Below are 19067 nucleotides of genomic sequence, written 5' to 3' on the forward strand. Positions count from 1 at the left end.
GTATAGTCCTGTACATCTATATCGTCATCCAAGCAAATTTCAATAAATTCTATCCTACTTCAATGACTCGGACAGTTCTGTGAAAATAACACCCAGTGCATACGCGCCAGCATCCGGATATCCCAGACTACGGTCACCGACCGTACCCGCACGACCCATACGCGCGACGATATCTTCCGTTTTCTTCGCACCGTCCACCGCTGCTGCTGCACCTTTCGCAAATGCGGTTTTGAAGTCTTCCCCAGAATCCGCACTTTGCACCCAAGCATCTGCGCATGGTACGAGTGCATCGATCAGCGTTTTGTCACCTACAACAGCACCACGTCCGAAGGAGCGCTCACCTGTTGATTGAATGCCTTGCACGGCTGCCTGCAACATTTCAGCAAACTCAGCTACGTTCAAGTTCTGTTTCTCGCCTACTGCTTTGCCAGCCGCGCGGAAAGCTGAACCCCATATTGGGCCGGATGCTCCGCCGCAATATTCCATAATGACGAGAGAGCATGCGTCCAGGAATGAACCGATATCTTTTTTCTCATCATTCATGATATGGTTCCATTCACGCTTCAATTGGCGGAAGCCTTTGGCTACGCTCATCCCGAAGTCGCCATCACCGGCATGGGAATCAAGTTCACAGAACGGTACTTCGTTCTTGATGATGATCTCGCCCATTTTATCGATCAGGTAGACTACGTTGTCCAGCGTGAACTGATTGTTGTTAATTACAGCCGCTGAAGCATCCGTTTGCACCTCGTAGGATACCGGAACATCCTCCGTTACAACTGCTTCGAGCGCTTCGGAATAAGCAACTTGTGCCACTGGAGGGCCGGACACTTTAAATGCTGGCGTGTCACTTTCCTTGAACAACAACGTTTTTAGTTCCTCATCCAGCTTCAGAATCGTCACCGATGCACCCGCCATGTCGATACTGGTCATGTAGTTGCCTACAAATGTTGTGGCCACATTCAGACCTGCATGTCCTGCCAGCTCACGTTGAACCGAGTTGTTCAGCAAGTAGAGCTCTTGCAGAGGTGTCGCACCAAAACCGTTCACAAGCACAGCAATCTCGGCAGACGCATCCTGATCCAGCTTCATATCTTTGAGCAAAGCGGAAACCATACGCCCTGCAAGTTCGTCTGCAGATACGATTTTCTCACGACGAATGCCTGGCTCACCGTGGATACCTACCCCAAACTCCATCTCGTCTTCTGCAATCTCAAAAGTCGGTGTTCCTTTGGCAGGAACCGTACAGGACGTGAATCCAAAACCGATGCTGCGCACGTTCTGTGCTGCTTTTTCGGCAACAGACTTCACTTCTTCCAGACTACGTCCCTCTTCCGCTGCTGCACCGGCAATTTTATGAACAAGAACCGTTCCAGCCACACCACGGCGTCCTACAGTATAGAGACTGTCTTGCACAGCGATGTCATCCTCAACACGTACATACTGTACGTTGATGCCATCTTCCTCAGCCAGATGCGCGGCGTTTTTGAAGTTCATCATGTCGCCGCTGTAGTTTTTGATAATAAGCAGTGTACCCTTGTTGCTAGCCGTGGCTTTGATCGCTTGATACACCTGAATTTGGGAAGGCGATGCAAATACATCTCCGCACACAGCCGCATCCAGCATACCTTTACCCACATAACCTGCATGTGCTGGCTCGTGACCGCTACCTCCGCCGCTAATCAGGCTGACTTTATCTGCCTGAATCTCTCTGCGCTTGATCACTTTATATTTTTTCAGGAATTCCAGCTCCGGGTGCGCAAGCGCAATCCCGTTGCACATTTCCATGACAACATGTTCAGCTTGGTTGATTATTTTTTTCATTTATTTTGCCTCCTGGCGAGCTTTGTACTCCCGTCCAATTCGGTCTGCTGCCGCAATGGCTGCTGCCACTTCAGGAACTGTAATCGGGAATGGCATCGCGTGAATGGATTCTTCCGGGATACAAGCGATCTCTGCCACCTTCAGCAGTTCTTCTTGTGTAATTGTTTCTACACCGATATCTGCCAGACTTACAGGCAATCCAACGGAGAGACAGAAGTCCATAACCTGATGCAGCTCTTCGGTTGGTGCATTTTCAAGAACGAGCTGTGCAATCGTACCGAAGGATACTTTTTCACCGTGGAAATAGTGGTGTGTGCCTTCCAGAACCGTCAGACCGTTGTGGATGGCGTGAGCTGCAGCCAAACCTCCGCTTTCGAATCCAAGTCCGGACAACAGAATGTTCGTTTCAACGATGTTTTCCAGGGCTTGAGTTACTACATTGCTATCACTGGCTACTTTCGCTTTGGCACCGTCCGTCAGCAACATCTCGTAACATAATTTAGCAAGAGCCAGTGCTGCGTTGGTTCCTACAGCCGAAGGCGTGTACCCCTCACGGGAGCCCATTGGCAGACTTGCATTCACACGGGAATAGGATTTCGCTGTTGCTCTTGCCTCGAAGTAAGTAGACAGTGCATCTCCCATACCGGATACGAGGAAACGAGTTGGTGCATTAGCAATAACGGTTGTATCTACGAGCACCACGCTTGGGCTTTGTTTGAAGTATGCATAATCGTCAAAAGAACCTTCTGGTGTGTACAATACCGCAGAGTGACTTGTCGGTGCATCTGTTGCTGCAATCGTTGGGCAGATGATCAGTGCATCACCTTCAGCAACACATTTCGCGGCGTCAATAGCTTTACCACCACCGAGGCCGATGGTGCATGTGCAGCCTTTTTCTTTGGCAATCTCTTGCAAACGAGCAACTTCCTCACGTGAACATTCGCCTCTAAAACCGCTTTCAACAAAAGTGATGTTAAATTTGGCTGCCGTTGCATCCAGCTTTGCCTTTACACGCTGTACATCATCCGGGTGTGCAATCAGCAATGCAGAATCTCCGAAGGATTTTACGAAATACCCGAGGTTCAACAATTCGTCTTCGCCTTGCACGTACTTGGTTGGGCTGATAAATGCTTTTCTCATAATATGATATGCCTCCTAAAAGTAGATTCGGTAGAATAGTGTGCGTATCAACGCTTGTCCTTGTTGACTGACATTCAGATGTGAAGGTACCTTGCACCTTGTTACATCAAATTTTAATTGTTGCAATTGACCTAAATATAACGCAGAACCAAGAGGTTTACAGTGGACTTTGATAACAAATTATTATAATTTGCAATCGTAATTTTTTGCTTTTTCGCATAATCGTGGTATGTTATTGTCATGAGATGGTTGAATTTTGACCTCCCATTTTCCATTACCCGCTGTGTTCACGTCTTAATATGTACAACTTTCAACTTTTTAACGACTCTCCGATCTATGAATTCAGTCTGCAACGGAGGATAATCACATGATTAAAGAATATCTGCACATCAATAAAATACTGGATCTGGACAAGTGGAAACGCCTTCAAGATTCCCTTGCCACCGTTACCAAACTTGCCATTCTTACCGTTGATTATAAAGGTATACCCGTGACCAGCCATAGCAGCTGTCAGGCATTCTGCCAGAACGTTCGCAAAGATCCCGAGCTTCTTCCCTACTGCCAAAAGTGTGATTCTCGCGGCGGTTTGGAGGCTGTTCGCCTTAATGAACCTTACGTTTATCTCTGTCATTTCAATATCATTGATATAGCAATTCCAATTACGATTGATGGAAAATATATTGGCGCAGTCATGGCTGGACAAGTCAAGCTCGCTGATCCCGAAAAGGGAAGCGAACTGGAGCAGATCGTAACGTCCAAAAATGTACCTCTGCATGATGCAAAAATGAAGGAGTTACAGGCAGATTATGATCAATTGCCCGTCATGACCTATGAGGAGATTGTAAAAATTTCGAATATGTTGTCGCTACTGTGCAACTATATTGTAGAAGAAGCTTTGAATAAAAATCTGCTAGTTGAGATGTTTGAGAAGGCTTCCGGCAATCAGGAGTCGGTGAACTTGTCTACGATTTTGCCCGGTTACTCTATTCGCAACATCGAGTCGATTAAAAAGGAAATGACCAATGCTATCGCAGATGCCTATCTCAAAAATAGCCCAAGTGATACGGAAACTGTGAATCCCGTACTCCAGCCTGCTTTTGAATATATTCATAGCCACAAGAGCGAACAAGTATCGCTAAAACAAGCAGCAGATCTGTGCCATCTGAGTCCAAGCTACTTCAGCAGGTTATTCGCCCGGGAGACAGGTGAAAACTTCACCACCTATCTCGCCAAGCTCAAAGTCAAGTGGGCCAAGCAGCTGCTAGAGGTGACGGACATGCCCGTTTCACAGATCAGCGATGAGCTGGGTTTTAATGAAGCCGGGTATTTTATTAAAATTTTCAAAAAGTTCGAAGAAATCACGCCTGCTCTCTATCGTAAATATATTCAGGAGAGCTGATTAACCTGTGATATGTTTTTCATATCAATCATGCGCTTAATAGATATTTCACCTGATCATCTGCACTTGCTACAATGGAGTCCAGATGAGTAAGGAGGCATGAGAAATGGAATATCGCAAATTGGGAAACAGCGGTTTAACCGTCAGTGAGATTTCGCTGGGCAACTGGATTACACATGGAGCACAAGTTGATGATCCAACAGCACAAGCTTGTGTCCAAGCTGCATTGGAGGCAGGTATTACGACATTTGATACGGCAGACGTATATTCGGATACCAAGGCGGAAACTGTGCTGGGACAGGCTCTCAAGGGAGTACCAAGAGAGAGTATTGAACTATGCACCAAAGTCTGTCATCCAACCGGCCCAGGTCACAATAACAGAGGACTTTCCCGCAAACATATTATGGAAGCCTGCAGTGCTTCATTACAACGATTGCAAACGGATTATATCGATGTCTATTACGCTCACCGCTATGATACACACACTCCACTGGAAGAGACATTCCTTGCGTTTGCTGATCTTGTTCGTCAAGGCAAGGTTCATTATATTGGGGTTAGTGAATGGACAGCTGCTCAGATTGAGCAAGGCTCCGCACTAGCTAAAAAGTTGCGTGTACCTTTCATCGCGAGTCAGCCGCAGTATTCGATGTTATGGCGTGTAATTGAGCAAGAAGTTGTGCCCGCAAGTGTACAGGCAGGTCTGGGACAGATTACATGGTCTCCACTCGCTCAAGGCATACTATCGGGTAAATACCTTCCGTATTCAGCAGTGCCACCCGGATCGCGGGCATCAGCCCAAGCAGGGAAACCATTCTTCAACAAGCTCGCCGGTCGTTGGTTGCACGATGATGTGCTGACTGCTGTACAACAGCTTCTTCCTCTAGCGGAGGAACTAGGTCTGACTCTTCCTCAACTCGCTGTTGCCTGGGTTCTTCATCATCCTTATGTCAGCTCAGTGATTATTGGGGCATCCGGGCCAGAACAAGTACTGGAAAATGTAAAAGCTTCCGGTGTGAAACTGGATCAGGATATCCTCACTCGAATTGATGAAATATTAGGAAAATGGATTGAGAGGAATCCTGTCCTGACAGGTTAATGTAGATTAGTCGCTCTTGTCCATGTCTATAAAACGGGTGATCACACCCTGATTAATGTCCGTCCGCCATGCCATGTATAAGGGTACGGAGGGCGGTTTTTCTATTAAAGGTAAAAATACCACACCTCTGCGCTGAAACACCTCCACCGAAGAAGGAACAATGGAAACTCCCATACCTGCAGCAACGAGGTTCACAATCGTATACATCTGGATTGCTTCCTGCGTAATTCGCGGTTCTACCCCATGCTCCCTGCAGTACTCCCGAACGAGACGATGAAACGGTGAGCCCAGATGGCTAGGGAACAAAATAAAATCCTCTTCCGCCAAGTCAGTAATCGACACTTGAATCTGCTCTGCCAAAGGGTGATCGTCTGGAACCACCACCATTAACGTTTCTTCCTGGAAGACCTGGAAGGATACATTTGGCGTATGCTCCTGATATCGTAAAAATCCAATATGGATTTGTCCATCTTGCAGTGCCTGCAGCTGTTCAGAAGATGTCATCTCACGCAGTGTAATTTCGATCTGTGGGTACGCTGCTCGAAATCGCCTTAACACATCGACCATCATACTACCTGAAGCCGAATCCACAAAAGCTACCGTTATTTGACCAACGATGCCTTGGTCAACCTTCTGTGTGAGATGGATAGATCGTTCAAGCTGAGCCAAAATCAATCTTGCCTGATCTAGAAATACGGCTCCCGCAGGTGTTAGCCTAACCATCTTTTTCGTACGTTCCAACAGCTTTACGCCAAGTTCTTCTTCCAAATTTTGAATCTGTTGACTCAGCGGCGGCTGAGTCATATTTAATCTTTCGGCCGCACGATGGAAATGCAGTTCCTCTGCAACGGCGATAAAGTAGCGTAACTTTCGAATATCCATTACACCTGATACACCTCCCACTCCCCTCTCCCCGTTACTTCATCTGCTCCTCCACCCAGATTGCGGACTCTGCCAGTAACATCATCAATGCATAAAAGTCTGGCTCTAGCTCACGCAAAGGAAGATCACTCGCGTCGTCATGAATGAGAATCATCACTTTGCCAGAGGTCTCATCCAGAACGGCTATGCTGCCCTCACCGAATCCACCGATTGGAAAAAGCTGAAGCCCGCCTTGCATGTCGTATTCTTGCTCGTACTCTCGATATGCATCCATAAACTCGGGATACGCCCAGTCCAGCTCTTTAGCAGAAAATAAGGCAGGATCACCGAAGTTACATGCTCCAAATTCAAGCAGCAGCGCGCGATATACCGCTGGAAGCTTCACTTGGTATTTTTGCTCGAAACTCTCGATATCCTGCACGGTTTCAGGTTTACTGCCACTCCCCATTGTTGTACCATATGCCTGCACCAACAAATCCCGAATTGGCTCCAGTTCCGTAGATTTCATCTGTTTTGCAACCCCCCGTCCAGCCAAGTCAGTGCATCTCGCAGCTTGTCCTGCGGCACCGTATCGTATCGATCCCCTGTCGACATTTCGAATGAGCAGCTGTTGCCTCCGGTTTTGTTCAGATACGATGTAATGGCGATATCAAACTTCTGCGCCATTTGCACGAGCAAGGGTTCAACCTCGGAAGCTGCGAGTGCAAAGTGAACGTGAAACATATTGGACACGGGAATTTCGGGAACCGTGCGAATCCCGTGGCATGCATTAAACAGTGAGGCCAGTTCCTTGGCCTGCTCGTAATAATGTCCCATTTTGCCAACACGTTCATTGTAATAATACCGGGAGCTGAGAATGTAAGGGTACAGCCCAATGAGATCACCGCCATGCCGCCGTTTCCATACCTTGGATTCCTGCATCATGTCCGTATCCCCAGCCAGAATCGCACCTGCAATGCCGCCAATGCCTTTGTAAAAAGAGATGTACACACTATCAAACAAACCGCAGATCTCCGCTGGTGTTTTCTTGTAATAAGGGGTGATCTCAAACAGGCGTGCTCCGTCCAGATGCAGCTTGATCCCGCGCTCACGGCAGTATGCCGAGATCGCCTCCAGTTCCTCATAAGCCGGCAATTGCCCACCTATCTCTCGCTGTGGCAGCTCAAGTAACAGACAGGCGTATTTCTCCTTGATCCCTCTAACATCGTCAAGAGTGATCAACCGATCCACTTCACCCAACAAAATACTTTCGATCTGATGCAGCTCTTTTAACCCGTCTTCCTCATGAATCTCCAGATGAGCCAACGGATGATACGCTACTCGCTTGATACCTGCCCGATCGCACCAGATGCGAAGAGCAATCTGCTGTGCCATCGTGCCGCTTGGAAAAAATACGGCTGATTCTTTACCTAACGCCTCTGCCATCTCCTGCTGAAATTCATCAATGATTGAGCCATTCCCGTAGTGGTCACTGAACGTCTCTGCATCAATCTGCTCCAGCACCTCCTGTAGCACTTTCACTTTGCGGCTGCCGTGACCGCCTATAATGTACGTTGCCTGATTGAATGCGTCGGCAAGTGATACTTTGTTATTTTGTTCTACATCATTATCTTTTTGAGTGCCTGTACGTTTATACAAAACCAATCACTCCTTTAATTATTCCAGTACGGTCATGATCTCCACCAACGCCCGAAGTGCGTTAGAACTATGTTCACCGTGAGCATATACAAATCCTACTTCCAGACGAGAATACGGATCAGGCAGTGATACAATGTCTACCTCACCTCTGGATGCAGCTTGAGCCACCGAGGAACGAGGCAGCAAGGACACGCCTAAACCGGCAGTAACTCCATCGATAATCGTGCCCAATGTTCCATATTCCATGACGTTTAATGAACGCACCCCTTGGGTTTTCAAAAATTCCTCCGCCTGAGTTCGATGCGTGCATCCAACCTCAAAAAACAACATCGGTCTGTTAAGCAACACAGACATGTCATGTTCGCCCGGCTTAACAATGAGAACCAGTTCATCGTCGTACATTTTCATATAATTCAACTTCGCATGTTCGACCGGGCCATAGACCAGAGCACCATGTAATTCATGCTCGATAACTTTCTGATTCAGCTCGTGAGTCCCCCCTGTAACAAGGGAATAATGTACCTTCGGATAACTGGCACAATACTCCGCCAGAAGTGGTGTCAGGAAACGGGAAGCTGCTGTCTCGATTGAGCCTATACGAAGATTGCCAGCTGGTGGACTTCCATCCTGTGCAGCCTGCTCTGCTTCAGATAATAATTCCAATATTCTATCTGCATATCCTAGCAGATTCTCCCCTGCCGGAGTGAGTAACATCCCCCGATTGGAGCGATGAAACAGAGGCACCTGCAACTGGGCTTCCAGTTGTTTGATCCGTGTAGTTACGTTGGACTGCACATAATTAAGTACAGTTGCAGCTTTGCTGATACTGCCTTCGCGGGCAACCGCCTGAAATATTTTCAAATCACCAGCATCCAAAATCTTCACCTGCTTATTCGTTATATGAAAGCTTTATGCCCTATTGAGATGTCGTACATCAAGCTAAATGCTCTTCAATTCTTCACCTATTCTTATCTATCATTATTCATGATACTGACCTTCATTTTTGTTTATTTTACGTGTTTCCATCTCACCTGTACAATGACTCGGTAATACGTAGTCTATCTATTTCACAAGAACACTACGATGACAACTTAACCTATATTATACAGGGAGGTAACATCCATGTACGTAACCAAAACCATGAACGCCATCATACATTCGGGTCATAGCGACCTTGAAGGTCTCCAATATTCAACCTGTACGTTGCCTGGTGCAGAACAAGGCCACGTTGTTATAGAGCTTAGCGCCGCCGGGCTTAATCATCGTGATCTCTTCATTATGTCAGATCGAACGCCTCAAGACACTCCTCTCATTCCCGGATCGGATGGCGCAGGCATTGTGGTAGAGGTTGGGGAAGGTGTGCATCATATTTCCGCAGGTGACGAGGTAATTATCCATCCTACGCTCGGCTGGGAACATACCGCAGATGTGCCAGTGGTTCCGGGCATTGTTGGCGGTCCTTCGGATGGAACACTCGCACAATATATCGCACTGCCTGCAAGCAATGTGCTGCCCAAGCCCACTCATCTCTCCTGGATCGAAGCTGGTGTGTTATCACTTTCCGCGCTGACAGCTTATCGGGCCTTGTTCACTCGTGGCGGGCTGAGAGCAGGCGAACATCTTCTGATTCCTGGAATCGGAGGTGGTGTCGCAACGTATGCCCTGCTTATGGCTGTAGCTGCAGGAGCGAAGGTCACCGTAACATCCAGAAGTGAGGTTAAACGAGCTGAGGCTTTACGTCTCGGGGCTTATCAAGCTTTGGACAGTCATGCCAATTGGAAGAGCACGATGAATAGTCATGAGCCTATAGATATCATTCTGGACAGCATTGGACAAGTGATGTTTCCCAAATACGAGGAGATCATCAGACCTGGAGGGCGAATTGTGATGTTTGGTGCAAGTTCAGGCGATGACCTGCATCTGCCGATTCGTTCGATCTTTTTTCCGCAAATCAGCTTGACTGGCACGTCCATGGGCAGCCGTGAAGAGTTTGTACAGATGTTGGAATGGGTGGAGAAACATCAGATTCATCCTGTGGTAGACAGCATTTATTCATTGCGAGATACGGTACAGGCATTTGAGCGTATGAAAAATGGCGAACAGTTCGGCAATATTGCTATTCAGGTAAAGTAAACAACGACCTTTTTACCATGAACTTTCCCCTTATCAATGATAGACTAATGCTTAGACATGGTCATCAGATAGGGGGATTTGTCTTGAATCGGTTTCTTAAACGTCACATGAAACTCGCTATCATTGTGTTGATTGTATTTTTGCTTGCTGCTCAGATCCCTGTGGTGAAGGAATTGCTGGCTAGAGGAGCTACAACTTTATACGTAGCTGTCAAATATCCAGATCAAACGATCACATTTGAACATTTTGAATATGAGCCGCACTTTGGAGACTATACCGTCTCTTATTCGACGTCAAAAGGAGATGGGACAGGGCTCACATTAACACCAAAAATGCTACCCATATTCGTAAAATATGATCCATGGGATCAGCCCATGTCAGACTAACGGGCCTGCATCACCTTATTTGTTCAAATCATTATTCAGGAGGTACAGTAATGTCCAATCATGAACATCTCGTCTTATTCGTTCGCAAAATTATGAACGCGGAAGGAACTGAGCAAGAGTTGGATGATATGTTGACAGAAGTGCAGAAGGCTCTTCCTTATGCGGAGGTCAGTAATCTGATTTTCTGGGATGAACGTGAGTTAACTGCGGAGCAGATCGTAGAAGAAGCACTTCAAGCCCGCCCAATACAGCTCCCGCCCCAATCTTGAACTTATTCAGGAGGTACATAATATACATGTCTAATGAAGAAAAAGATTATCAAATGGAGGCTCTTGATTTCTCCTCAGCCACTTCAGAGGAAAAACAGGAAGCGCTCCGCCAGATCATCGACTTACATGACGCAGAATTAACTCAGCAAATCCTTGCTCTTGGTATGAACGCACAGGAGCACGATTTGGTACGTATTGAAGCTTGGCGAGCTCTCGGTATGGCGGGAACTTCCCCACTTCTGAACGAAATTCTTGAAGCAGCAGCACAACTTGTACGCAATTCGGAAGAAGACGAGGATGTGCAAATTTATGCTTTACAGGCGCTAAGCCTGCTCCCCGTTACCGAAGCTGAAATCCAGCTGGCTCAGGATGTGATTGAATCGGACGCCTACATACTGGTGCAGAGTGCCGCTTTCGCTATTTTAAAAGCAAACAAAAAACTTCCCGGAGCTGTACTTTCGCTGGAATCCCTGCAAACACATCCCGAGTTCGGTACTTCGGCCAAACGGGAACTTCAATCCGGATCAGGACGTGAACATCAATGAGCTCAAACGATGAACAGTACTCACCAGAACAAGCTGGTGAACATTTAACCGAGAAAACTACCCAGGCGGTGCATCTTACTCAAGGTGAGATTCATGCCATTCAGAAGGCCCTGCTTTTTCTCAAATTTGAATGCGAAGAGACCGCCTCTTTGTTGTATGCGGGCAGTCCTTTATTAAATAGTACTCTTAGCAAGCTGAGAGAAGCAGACATTAACGGCGAGTTTTCCAAACAGTTCCACTCTCGCCCTAATCCTCATGCAGAAGCATTTATGCGTGAAAAGCTAGAGCGCTCTTACGCCGAAGAGCATGTTCCACATGAACGGACAGAAGCACAGCTGAATGAAATTTGGCAGAGTTGAATGTTCCCTTTTCCCGTAGACCCATACAAACAAGACTCTGATCCGAAATAATCAAAGTTCTACCTTAACGAAGGGCATCCCTTGTTATCAGTTTTCCTCGTTAAGCTTTCCTTGTTGAATTTTTCTGCAGATCATACATACGCTGGCTCCCACGTATTCTCGAATAACTTATGATGTATAGTTTAAATTCTTTCATTTCGGTCAACTATTGAAGCAAATTACAGGTATAATGTAGAAAAGTTGGTAGATCCATTGCATACAGGAGGAGAATTATGGAAACGGAAGGTTTACGCGGTGTCGAGCAGCTTGCTCTCAAGAAACATAAAATCTACAAACAGAGCCTGATTCGATATCTGGCGCGTTCCATGCTAGCGAGCATGTTCATTGGCTTCGGCGTAATTGTGGCATTTAAGACAGGTAATTTCTTCTACATGGAAGATTCCCCGTTTACATACCCTATGGCAGCCATTACGTTCGGTGCGGCAATTATTCTGATTGCCTATGGCGGCGGTGACCTGTTTACAGGTAATACCTTCTATTACACCTATGCGGCATTACGCAAAAAGCTGCGTTGGTTTGAAGTGGTTAAGCTCTGGATTGCGAGCTACAGTGGAAACTTGATGGGCGCGGCGGTATTTGCCCTGCTGATCTATCTGACGGGGCTGTTCGATTCGGCACAGGTAAACGGTTTTCTGCTGAGTGTGGTCGAGCACAAAATGGAAGCTCCAGCGATGCAACTCTTTTTCCGCGGCATTCTCTGTAACTGGCTCGTGTGCCTGGCGTTCTTCGTTCCAATGTTTATGAAGGAAAATGGTGCCAAAATGTTTGCCATGATGCTCTTTGTGTTCTGCTTTTTCATCTCGGGATACGAGCACAGCATTGCGAATATGTGTACGTTTGCCATCGCGCTTGTATTAAATCACCCAGGCACGATCTCCTTTGGCGGCGTGATTCACAACCTGGTACCAGTAACTTTAGGCAATCTGGTAGGTGGCGTATTGTTGATGGGCTTTATGTATCATGCAGTCAACAAACCATTCCTGGATGAAGAAACACATTAATTTTCCCAAAAAAGCCCCCCTTCCTGCCCAGTCTAACGACAGAGGTCTACGGTAAGGGGCAACCCAAAACCCCCGGCAACATCTCCCATACTCTGGAGATACCACCGGGGGTTTTAGTTTACCTGTTGTCATTCTAGAGATAATAACGCCTCTCCTAATTAAGTCCCTGCTCGCTTCATCTCCAGATGCAGCAACGGAAAAGGATTGCCCGAACTGTCCAGTTCAGATCGTCCGGTCTGCACAAAACCCAGCTTTTTATAAAACCGCGCTGCATCCTCATTCTGCTCATTCACATCTACTCTAAGTTCTGTGCCTTTGATTTTCATCGTTTGATGGATCAGAAATCGGCCGACGCCTTGTCCCTGAAAGTGCTCGTCCACAAACAACATCTCGATAAAGCTATGATCCAAACCAATGAAGCCAATCGGCTCCTGTTCGATATCCAGCACTTCCCATACCTCAACTTGCTTGGATTCCAAAGCTTCACTGACCATCTTTTTATAAAATAAAATGTGATGCTCCTCCAGAAATGTATGTGTCGCTCGAACAGCACGCTCCCAGATCGCGACCAACTTCGCGTGATCCTGATCCCGATAAGGTATCATTAACATATCTTATGCACTCTCCTTTGCCAGAAAACCTGATGTGGGTGCAAATTCCTGATCCGTTCTAATGTACGGAGCAGGTTACACCTGATAATCCTGTGTATATCTTAACATGTGCAGCTTCCACAGGCATCAACGTACCAATGTCAGTACATGGTTGGCTAATCCTCCGATCATACCGTCTGGCTCATATAACTCAACGTAATACTCAAGAGGCCGTCCCTAATGAGACGGCCTCTGACTCCTCTACATGTATCGTTAGTGCTGCAACTGTGCGAGAATCTGTGGGTCTTTGATTTTCTTATCCTCAGCTAGCAGTGCAATCTTGGACAGAATCTCGGCGGTTCTTGGATCTTCATCCAGGAACGGCAGGAAGATCCGTCCACGATGCTGGCTATGCACGGGCACAATATACAGCGCACCAGCGGCCTGCTTGAAGACATTGCCGCTTCCCAAATGAACGGCATATTCACCTAGTTCACCATCAATTCGTGCGTAATTCCCATCCAGCCGCACATTATCGATTTTGAGCAAACGCAGTGACTCCTTCACAATAACATGTCGCATCTCTATGGTTGTAAGACTTGCCTCTGGGTCAACTCCGCCCACGTGGGCAATGCTAACCACCAGATCAACATCACGCATGACTTCGGAGAAGAACACTTCCGGTACATCCTTCAATTCCACTGGTTTATAGGTACGACGATCATAGAATTGAACCGTCTCCAGCGTAGGTGCTTCGGTATCCGCCGGAGAGAACCAGTCAGCCATCGCATACAGATTGGCTATTAAGTTATGTTCATAACTCACCTTTTGCAGTCCCTCTTCATAACTTACCGTCCACTGACGGCCTTTCAGCAAGCTTACCGTTTTATTCGGTTGAATCTGGTAGCCTGCGTAACGGCGTGATACCGTACCCTGAGCAAGCTCATCCTCATTAGGTAGATACAGTTCGCGGAAAACCTGCTTGAACGGCTGACGCTCCTGACGATTGAACAGATCCCGCTGAAATTCGCTCCACTTGCCACTCTGATACAGATGCAGCGGGTGTGCAATCAGCAGCTGATCCTCTTCCTTCAAGGCGTAAATAACTTCTTCAGCTCCCGGAGCAATCAATCCACCGGATGCGGCATCGAATCTTCCCAGCTGTTCACCCGATTTGAAAATCAATGTGTTCAACAACGGACGGATAACCGGATTGTTCATCAGACTAGCAATCTCCTGACGTGTGAATGCCGTGCCTGCGATCATGGAGCGCTCCAATTCCTGTCTGGCCCGTCGATACTGATCCACTAGATCGGATTTCAACTCTTTCAACTCTGCAATATATCCGTCCTTTTTGAAACGAGCTGGTACTGATTTCAGCACTTTGCCTTTGCTGACAATAACCAGATCGGACTGCCCCTCCTCATCAATCACAAGATGAGCCGTCGTATCTTCATCCAGTGCATGTGGTTCGAAATAGGATTTCACCTCATCCAGCTTGCGCGCCTCCATGTCCCACATCAGACGGGTTACATCAGCATACCCTGCATTCCGTGCAAGATTACCCAGTGCAATCTGGGATGCTAGTCCTTCACTAGCACGTCGCTGCGCTCCAAACTGCTTGCTCTGAAGCTGGAACTTCTGGATAAAGTCATACCGTTCTCTTACATCCTGATCCCGTTCCTCTGCCAGTGGAATCAGACTGTAGGTCAATAAATGATCCTTGTTGCGCTTATCTGCAACCGAATCATACATTTCCTTCAGACTGAGTTTGCCAAGTGCCGCATCAGCAAACAATTGTGATCTTCGATGATTGGCTCCACCGGAGATGTACTTGGCACAATCATACAGCAGGTTGAATCGTTCTTCTCCAACCGCAGCATAAGCCTCCTCGAACCAAGCGATATCAAAGGCTCCATCATTAAAGTCCTGCGGTGTAATTGGGGAGTAGTGCGCAACAATGGTTTCTTTCTCCGCACTGAACTGTTCATTGATATGTGCATGGAAGTACCACGCAGCACTACGAAGCCCTTCCCAGCCCAAATTCTTCGCCACAAGTTCCATCCATTGCGGCGCATACATTGCGGCCTCCAGCAGCTTTTTCTCCTTGACCGGATACTTCTGGAGCAACTCTGCCAGCAGCTGTTCATCCTCCTGGGCCCGAGGATGACAATGCTTAATTAGATAGCTAAACGTTTCTTTACGGGTCGTGTTGCCTTCACCATAGCTATAGATATAACCTCTTACAAAAGTATCCTGATCCATGGCAGAGACCAGATGCACCCAATGTTCCATGCCCTCAATTCGTTCCAGCTTCATGGATAACGTACTAACTTCGGTGGACAACTCTCCCCGGGTCAGCTCAATCTCCAGAATACGATCCACGACCGTGTCCCGCATATGAATCAGCTTAGGATCATCTTTAATTCGCTCTGTACGGGCCGATGTCATATCACGGATAAACAGATAACGATACTGTCCAACCATCAGTTGACGGTAAATCTCCTGATCATTAATCAGGTCTAATTGATAGGCTCGCAAGAAATCATCCAGTGACAGGAGAGACAGCGGAAGATAAGGCTCCACAAGATGAGAGAATTGATATGCTGTCTGGAAATATCGCTTGAAGCTCTCATTGTCATACACCGCATTCTGGACAACATATTTCCACGGATCTGTAAGAATCTGAAGCATACCCGTTTCCTTCTCCATCTGCTCTGCTGGCATACTTAAAATAATTGAAGCCCATGCCTTCTCTGCAGCCTCGAAGATTTCAGCCGAATCACAATCCAGGAAAGCAGCCGAGATCAAAGCATGAACCTGATCCTTATAAGGAAGGGCCTGCATCATCTCATGCAGCTTCACTATGTCTTTCAACGGATAGGTTTGTTGGGCAAATGTTTTGCGCCAACCCTCCAGTAACGGAATCTTTCTTAATTCATCGTATTCGTACTGCTCTCGATAAAAAGAGTAATGTTCATCCAGTTTGCCGTTCAGCCTACCTAATTGCAGTTCAACAGACAGCTGCATCAGTTCAACACCGCTAAGTCCGCTCTGCTCGAAATATTGCTTCCATACTTCATGCAGTGGAAATTGATCCAGCTGTTTCATGTTTGACCGCTCTCCATAAGGAACTTTGGAACGAAGACTTGTCCCCACAAGCAGCGTATCTTTGAAACCTGCATAATACTCCACAACATATTCATGATCCCTGTGCTCATGAACCAGTTCATTCAATCCTTGCAGAAAAACATTGATCTTATCCAGAGTTAATTGGAATATATCCTTTGGCTTGTTCCCAGTAAGATCGCGTTCTTCATCCAACAGCGGTTGCCGTTGATTCGGATCAAATAAACCATATCCATTAACGGAAGTGTAACGGCTTCCTTCATCCAGCAGTTTGTCCAGCAGCTTCTGTTCCTTGGCTGTAGGCTTCTCCAGTTCTTCTGCGAATGGCTTGAGGTGTTCCAGCTGCTCTGCTCGTTCTGCATCCGTTTTGATCTCCGTTAACAGTTCAAGCGCGCCCAGACGCTGTAGCTCACTCTTGGACTTCAGCAAACGCTGAACTGAATCCTTCAACTTCTCAACCGGCTGTAGCAACAGGACTTGAATTACCTTTTGCCGGAGCGAACCCGTTTTGAGTTTCAGCAGCACTTCCAACTGTTGCAGCTCATCTGCGGTTAACGTCAACTTCTTCACTTTTTGCAGAGCACTTTCACGGTTACTCATGCTTTTGTCAGATAAACTTTCAAACACAAACTGACGTTGTACCTCGTGATCCGGCTCTTGCACAAACTGGGACAATAGCTCCCCGCGCAGCTCCGGGCTTAAGCGATCTTTGAAAGCGATCACTTCACTAATCCATTCGGCATCCATATCATAAGCGGCCAAATATAACATTTTTTTAATGACGTCATCACCGTCGATCCGATACTGCACGAAATCCAGTACACTTGAAGGCCCGCCTGAACCGCCCTTTGGAATGAAATCGAGCATCTGTTTAAATTGATCAAAGTCATGACGGCGTGCCTGTTTATCTTCAAGCACATCCCAGCGAGGCACATAGACACTTCGTTGGTGCTCCCCCTCTTCAAAACTCCAATTATGCGCATATGCCGCCGTATAATTTTGCACAACCCAGTGCATCAATTCCGGATGTTGCACACCCAGATGATTGCGCGCCATTGCAAGACGAAGCCCCAGATACTGACTGTTTGCCAGAACGTACTGGGCTACAATCTGCTGATACAACTCACCCTGATCCATAATCTCTACAATTTTATGCTGCAAATCATTTTCTTCAATTACCGCTGTTGCCCACAGGCTAATGTAGAGTTTATTGGCATTCTTCTCCTGTTGCCACGCCTCACGAACATCCTCATTCACGAGGGCCTCATAGGCCTGTTCAATTAATTGTGTCGCCACACGCTGGTTAGCCGCTTCAATCCCGATCCCTGTCCATACCCCCAAGGCTCTTACAACCGAACTGAACCGAATCAGATTGTTGTCCAGGATAATTTTTAATATGTAAATATACGCTTCAAGCGTGCCCTCGTCCATTCGTTCTACAATGCTCTGACGAAGACCTTCCTGCAGTCTTGCAGCAATCAGCAGCTCTCCAATCATATGATATGCATCCGCTTGTTCACTCATAAAAATCCCTTTAATCATCTCGTTAGTAAGTAACGCAACCTGATTATCCCCATAGATAATATCGTGCAGCGCCTGCCTGACTTCAACGTTCGAATGATCCAGTTCATAGGCGATACAGTCCGGCAGTACCGAGCGGAATTCATGCTGATGAAGCATATTAGGCTCACGAACGGTCAAATACTCCTTCAAACTAAACCCTCTGGCCTCCATTCGGAATAAACCGAGCAGTTTGCGCAGCACATGAACGACATGTTGCCTTGGATCGGATGTCCGGAAAGGTCTACGTTCATAGCTTGTACTATAAGGGTAAAGCGTCGCACCTTCAGCAATATAGCGGAATCTGGCAACAAACCCGTCAGAAGTCAGGTGCTGAAGCACCTCAATAATCGGCTGGAATAATGGTTGCTGCGTCTCCAACGCAAGGCTGATAAGCTGTCTTTCTATATTAAAATAGTCCCCTTCATCCCCACGCAAGTAGGTTGATTCTGCCAATGTTACCATGTATTTCGCTATTTCCAGCTTAGTGCCTGTAAGCGTACCTGCGCTCTCCTGCAATCCCTCAATATACGCTTGTACCTGATCTTCCTGATTCATCCTGTTCTCCTCCTCATCATCCTGCTTCTCCCTACCACAGACGTCCGGCTAACATTGTGAAGCGGATAAATATCACATGAGCTCCGTCCTCAATACTTATCGCATTATCCAGATCTGCCAGCTCTTCATCATTCAGGAATACTTTGTACAGCCCGTCCTCATAGGCAAGTATCGCAGCTTCCTTCGCCTCTCTCAGATCGGGGATGCCCTCGCCATGCACCGTGCCAAAACCCACTTTTCCCGCAGCCCCCTGCGCGTCGATATCTTCGGGCATAAGATAAACAAGCATCGCCGCCGCATCTTTCCTCTCTCGAAAAGCTTGCACCTGCTGTACAACCATATTCTCGATAAGCAGCCGAAGCGTGCGGGTTGTTTCCGGAAGTTCCGCTGCTTGTTTGGCGAGAGCCGGCTTACGTTTGCCCAGACTTTTCACCGTAATCCATACATTCAATGCATCGTGCCTCCTTTCGTTGCTTCATTCATAGCTCCATCCATAAA

The 19067-nt window shown here is 47.1% G+C and carries 17 protein-coding genes; 8 read left to right on the forward strand and 9 right to left on the reverse strand.

Annotation, left to right across the window (positions count from 1 at the left end; all coding sequences use genetic code 11):
- Window positions 1–54: 54 nt before the first annotated feature.
- Window positions 55–1824, reverse strand: coding sequence for a dihydroxyacetone kinase subunit DhaK (gene dhaK / locus ACR8BL_RS11870; protein ID WP_434752797.1), 1770 nt, complete (start codon window positions 1822–1824; stop codon window positions 55–57).
- Entirely contained in the window at window positions 1825–2964 is a 1140-nt protein-coding gene (locus ACR8BL_RS11875; RefSeq protein WP_434752798.1) for a glycerol dehydrogenase, read from the reverse strand.
- Between the two features lie 367 nt (window positions 2965–3331).
- On the opposite strand from ACR8BL_RS11875, the gene ACR8BL_RS11880 reads away from it, so the two are divergent.
- Both ACR8BL_RS11880 and ACR8BL_RS11885 read left to right on the forward strand, forming a co-directional pair.
- Complete coding sequence (locus ACR8BL_RS11880) at window positions 3332–4363, forward strand: PocR ligand-binding domain-containing protein (protein ID WP_434752799.1); 1032 nt, start codon at window positions 3332–3334, stop codon at window positions 4361–4363.
- A 106-nt stretch (window positions 4364–4469) separates the two neighbouring features.
- Window positions 4470–5459, forward strand: a complete 990-nt coding sequence (locus tag ACR8BL_RS11885; protein WP_434752800.1) for an aldo/keto reductase family protein — start codon at window positions 4470–4472, stop codon at window positions 5457–5459.
- A 6-nt stretch (window positions 5460–5465) separates the two neighbouring features.
- Here ACR8BL_RS11885 and ACR8BL_RS11890 read toward each other — a convergent pair whose 3' ends face one another.
- Genes ACR8BL_RS11890 through ACR8BL_RS11905 form a run of 4 tightly spaced genes read right to left on the reverse strand, consistent with a single transcriptional unit; the run spans window position 5466 to window position 8855 of the window.
- Window positions 5466–6341 (reverse strand): LysR family transcriptional regulator, encoded by an 876-nt coding sequence (locus tag ACR8BL_RS11890; protein ID WP_434752801.1) that lies wholly within the window; start codon window positions 6339–6341, stop codon window positions 5466–5468.
- A gap of 34 nt (window positions 6342–6375) precedes the next feature.
- Complete coding sequence (locus ACR8BL_RS11895; protein ID WP_434752802.1) at window positions 6376–6849, reverse strand: SMI1/KNR4 family protein; 474 nt, start codon at window positions 6847–6849, stop codon at window positions 6376–6378.
- Window positions 6846–7979 (reverse strand): threonine aldolase family protein, encoded by a 1134-nt coding sequence (locus ACR8BL_RS11900; RefSeq protein WP_434752803.1) that lies wholly within the window; start codon window positions 7977–7979, stop codon window positions 6846–6848. Before ACR8BL_RS11900 ends, ACR8BL_RS11895 begins: the two co-directional genes overlap by 4 nt.
- 18 nt (window positions 7980–7997) lie before the next feature.
- Window positions 7998–8855 carry a LysR family transcriptional regulator gene (locus ACR8BL_RS11905; RefSeq protein ID WP_434753097.1) on the reverse strand — a complete coding sequence of 286 codons (858 nt, stop codon included), beginning with the start codon at window positions 8853–8855 and terminating at the stop codon, window positions 7998–8000.
- Window positions 8856–9119: 264 nt separating this feature from the next.
- On the opposite strand from ACR8BL_RS11905, the gene ACR8BL_RS11910 reads away from it, so the two are divergent.
- From ACR8BL_RS11910 to ACR8BL_RS11935, 6 genes are all read left to right on the forward strand, one after another.
- Complete coding sequence (locus tag ACR8BL_RS11910; RefSeq protein WP_434753098.1) at window positions 9120–10112, forward strand: zinc-binding dehydrogenase; 993 nt, start codon at window positions 9120–9122, stop codon at window positions 10110–10112.
- Between the two features lie 83 nt (window positions 10113–10195).
- The gene (locus ACR8BL_RS11915; protein WP_434752804.1) at window positions 10196–10498 is read left to right on the forward strand and encodes a hypothetical protein; all 303 of its coding nucleotides are present in this window, start codon (window positions 10196–10198) and stop codon (window positions 10496–10498) included.
- A gap of 50 nt (window positions 10499–10548) precedes the next feature.
- Window positions 10549–10767, forward strand: a complete 219-nt coding sequence (locus tag ACR8BL_RS11920; protein WP_434752805.1) for a bacteriocin immunity protein — start codon at window positions 10549–10551, stop codon at window positions 10765–10767.
- 26 nt (window positions 10768–10793) lie between these two features.
- A complete protein-coding gene (locus ACR8BL_RS11925; RefSeq protein WP_434752806.1) occupies window positions 10794–11312 on the forward strand; it encodes a hypothetical protein in 519 nt (172 codons plus the stop codon).
- Complete coding sequence (locus tag ACR8BL_RS11930; RefSeq protein WP_434752807.1) at window positions 11309–11671, forward strand: hypothetical protein; 363 nt, start codon at window positions 11309–11311, stop codon at window positions 11669–11671. Before ACR8BL_RS11925 ends, ACR8BL_RS11930 begins: the two co-directional genes overlap by 4 nt.
- Before the next feature lie 272 nt (window positions 11672–11943).
- Window positions 11944–12732, forward strand: coding sequence for a formate/nitrite transporter family protein (locus tag ACR8BL_RS11935; protein ID WP_434752808.1), 789 nt, complete (start codon window positions 11944–11946; stop codon window positions 12730–12732).
- A 158-nt stretch (window positions 12733–12890) separates the two neighbouring features.
- On the opposite strand, the gene ACR8BL_RS11940 is transcribed toward ACR8BL_RS11935, so the two are convergent.
- The 3 genes from ACR8BL_RS11940 to ACR8BL_RS11950 all read right to left on the reverse strand — a co-directional run bounded on the left by ACR8BL_RS11940 (window position 12891) and on the right by ACR8BL_RS11950 (window position 19020).
- Window positions 12891–13343 carry a GNAT family N-acetyltransferase gene (locus ACR8BL_RS11940; RefSeq protein WP_434752809.1) on the reverse strand — a complete coding sequence of 151 codons (453 nt, stop codon included), beginning with the start codon at window positions 13341–13343 and terminating at the stop codon, window positions 12891–12893.
- A 252-nt stretch (window positions 13344–13595) separates the two neighbouring features.
- Window positions 13596–18569, reverse strand: coding sequence for a DUF4132 domain-containing protein (locus ACR8BL_RS11945; protein ID WP_434752810.1), 4974 nt, complete (start codon window positions 18567–18569; stop codon window positions 13596–13598).
- Between the two features lie 31 nt (window positions 18570–18600).
- Window positions 18601–19020 carry a hypothetical protein gene (locus ACR8BL_RS11950; RefSeq protein WP_434752811.1) on the reverse strand — a complete coding sequence of 140 codons (420 nt, stop codon included), beginning with the start codon at window positions 19018–19020 and terminating at the stop codon, window positions 18601–18603.
- Window positions 19021–19067 lie beyond the last annotated feature (47 nt).

It is taken from the genome of Paenibacillus amylolyticus, assembly GCF_051136285.1.
In the GTDB taxonomy this organism is placed as follows: Bacteria; Bacillota; Bacilli; order Paenibacillales; family Paenibacillaceae; genus Paenibacillus; species Paenibacillus amylolyticus_F.

What these genes read in the sequence shown, in the direction of transcription:
- dhaK (WP_434752797.1), bottom strand. Translation starts at nt 1,824, where the DNA reads ATGAAAAAAATAATCAACCAAGCTGAACATGTTGTCATGGAAATGTGC.
- ACR8BL_RS11925 (WP_434752806.1), top strand. Translation starts at nt 10,794, where the DNA reads ATGTCTAATGAAGAAAAAGATTATCAAATGGAGGCTCTTGATTTCTCC.
- ACR8BL_RS11945 (WP_434752810.1), bottom strand. Translation starts at nt 18,569, where the DNA reads ATGAATCAGGAAGATCAGGTACAAGCGTATATTGAGGGATTGCAGGAG.
- ACR8BL_RS11875 (WP_434752798.1), bottom strand. Translation starts at nt 2,964, where the DNA reads ATGAGAAAAGCATTTATCAGCCCAACCAAGTACGTGCAAGGCGAAGAC.
- ACR8BL_RS11895 (WP_434752802.1), bottom strand. Translation starts at nt 6,849, where the DNA reads ATGAAATCTACGGAACTGGAGCCAATTCGGGATTTGTTGGTGCAGGCA.
- ACR8BL_RS11940 (WP_434752809.1), bottom strand. Translation starts at nt 13,343, where the DNA reads ATGTTAATGATACCTTATCGGGATCAGGATCACGCGAAGTTGGTCGCG.
- ACR8BL_RS11890 (WP_434752801.1), bottom strand. Translation starts at nt 6,341, where the DNA reads ATGGATATTCGAAAGTTACGCTACTTTATCGCCGTTGCAGAGGAACTG.
- ACR8BL_RS11920 (WP_434752805.1), top strand. Translation starts at nt 10,549, where the DNA reads ATGTCCAATCATGAACATCTCGTCTTATTCGTTCGCAAAATTATGAAC.
- ACR8BL_RS11930 (WP_434752807.1), top strand. Translation starts at nt 11,309, where the DNA reads ATGAGCTCAAACGATGAACAGTACTCACCAGAACAAGCTGGTGAACAT.
- ACR8BL_RS11880 (WP_434752799.1), top strand. Translation starts at nt 3,332, where the DNA reads ATGATTAAAGAATATCTGCACATCAATAAAATACTGGATCTGGACAAG.
- ACR8BL_RS11910 (WP_434753098.1), top strand. Translation starts at nt 9,120, where the DNA reads ATGAACGCCATCATACATTCGGGTCATAGCGACCTTGAAGGTCTCCAA.
- ACR8BL_RS11885 (WP_434752800.1), top strand. Translation starts at nt 4,470, where the DNA reads ATGGAATATCGCAAATTGGGAAACAGCGGTTTAACCGTCAGTGAGATT.
- ACR8BL_RS11935 (WP_434752808.1), top strand. Translation starts at nt 11,944, where the DNA reads ATGGAAACGGAAGGTTTACGCGGTGTCGAGCAGCTTGCTCTCAAGAAA.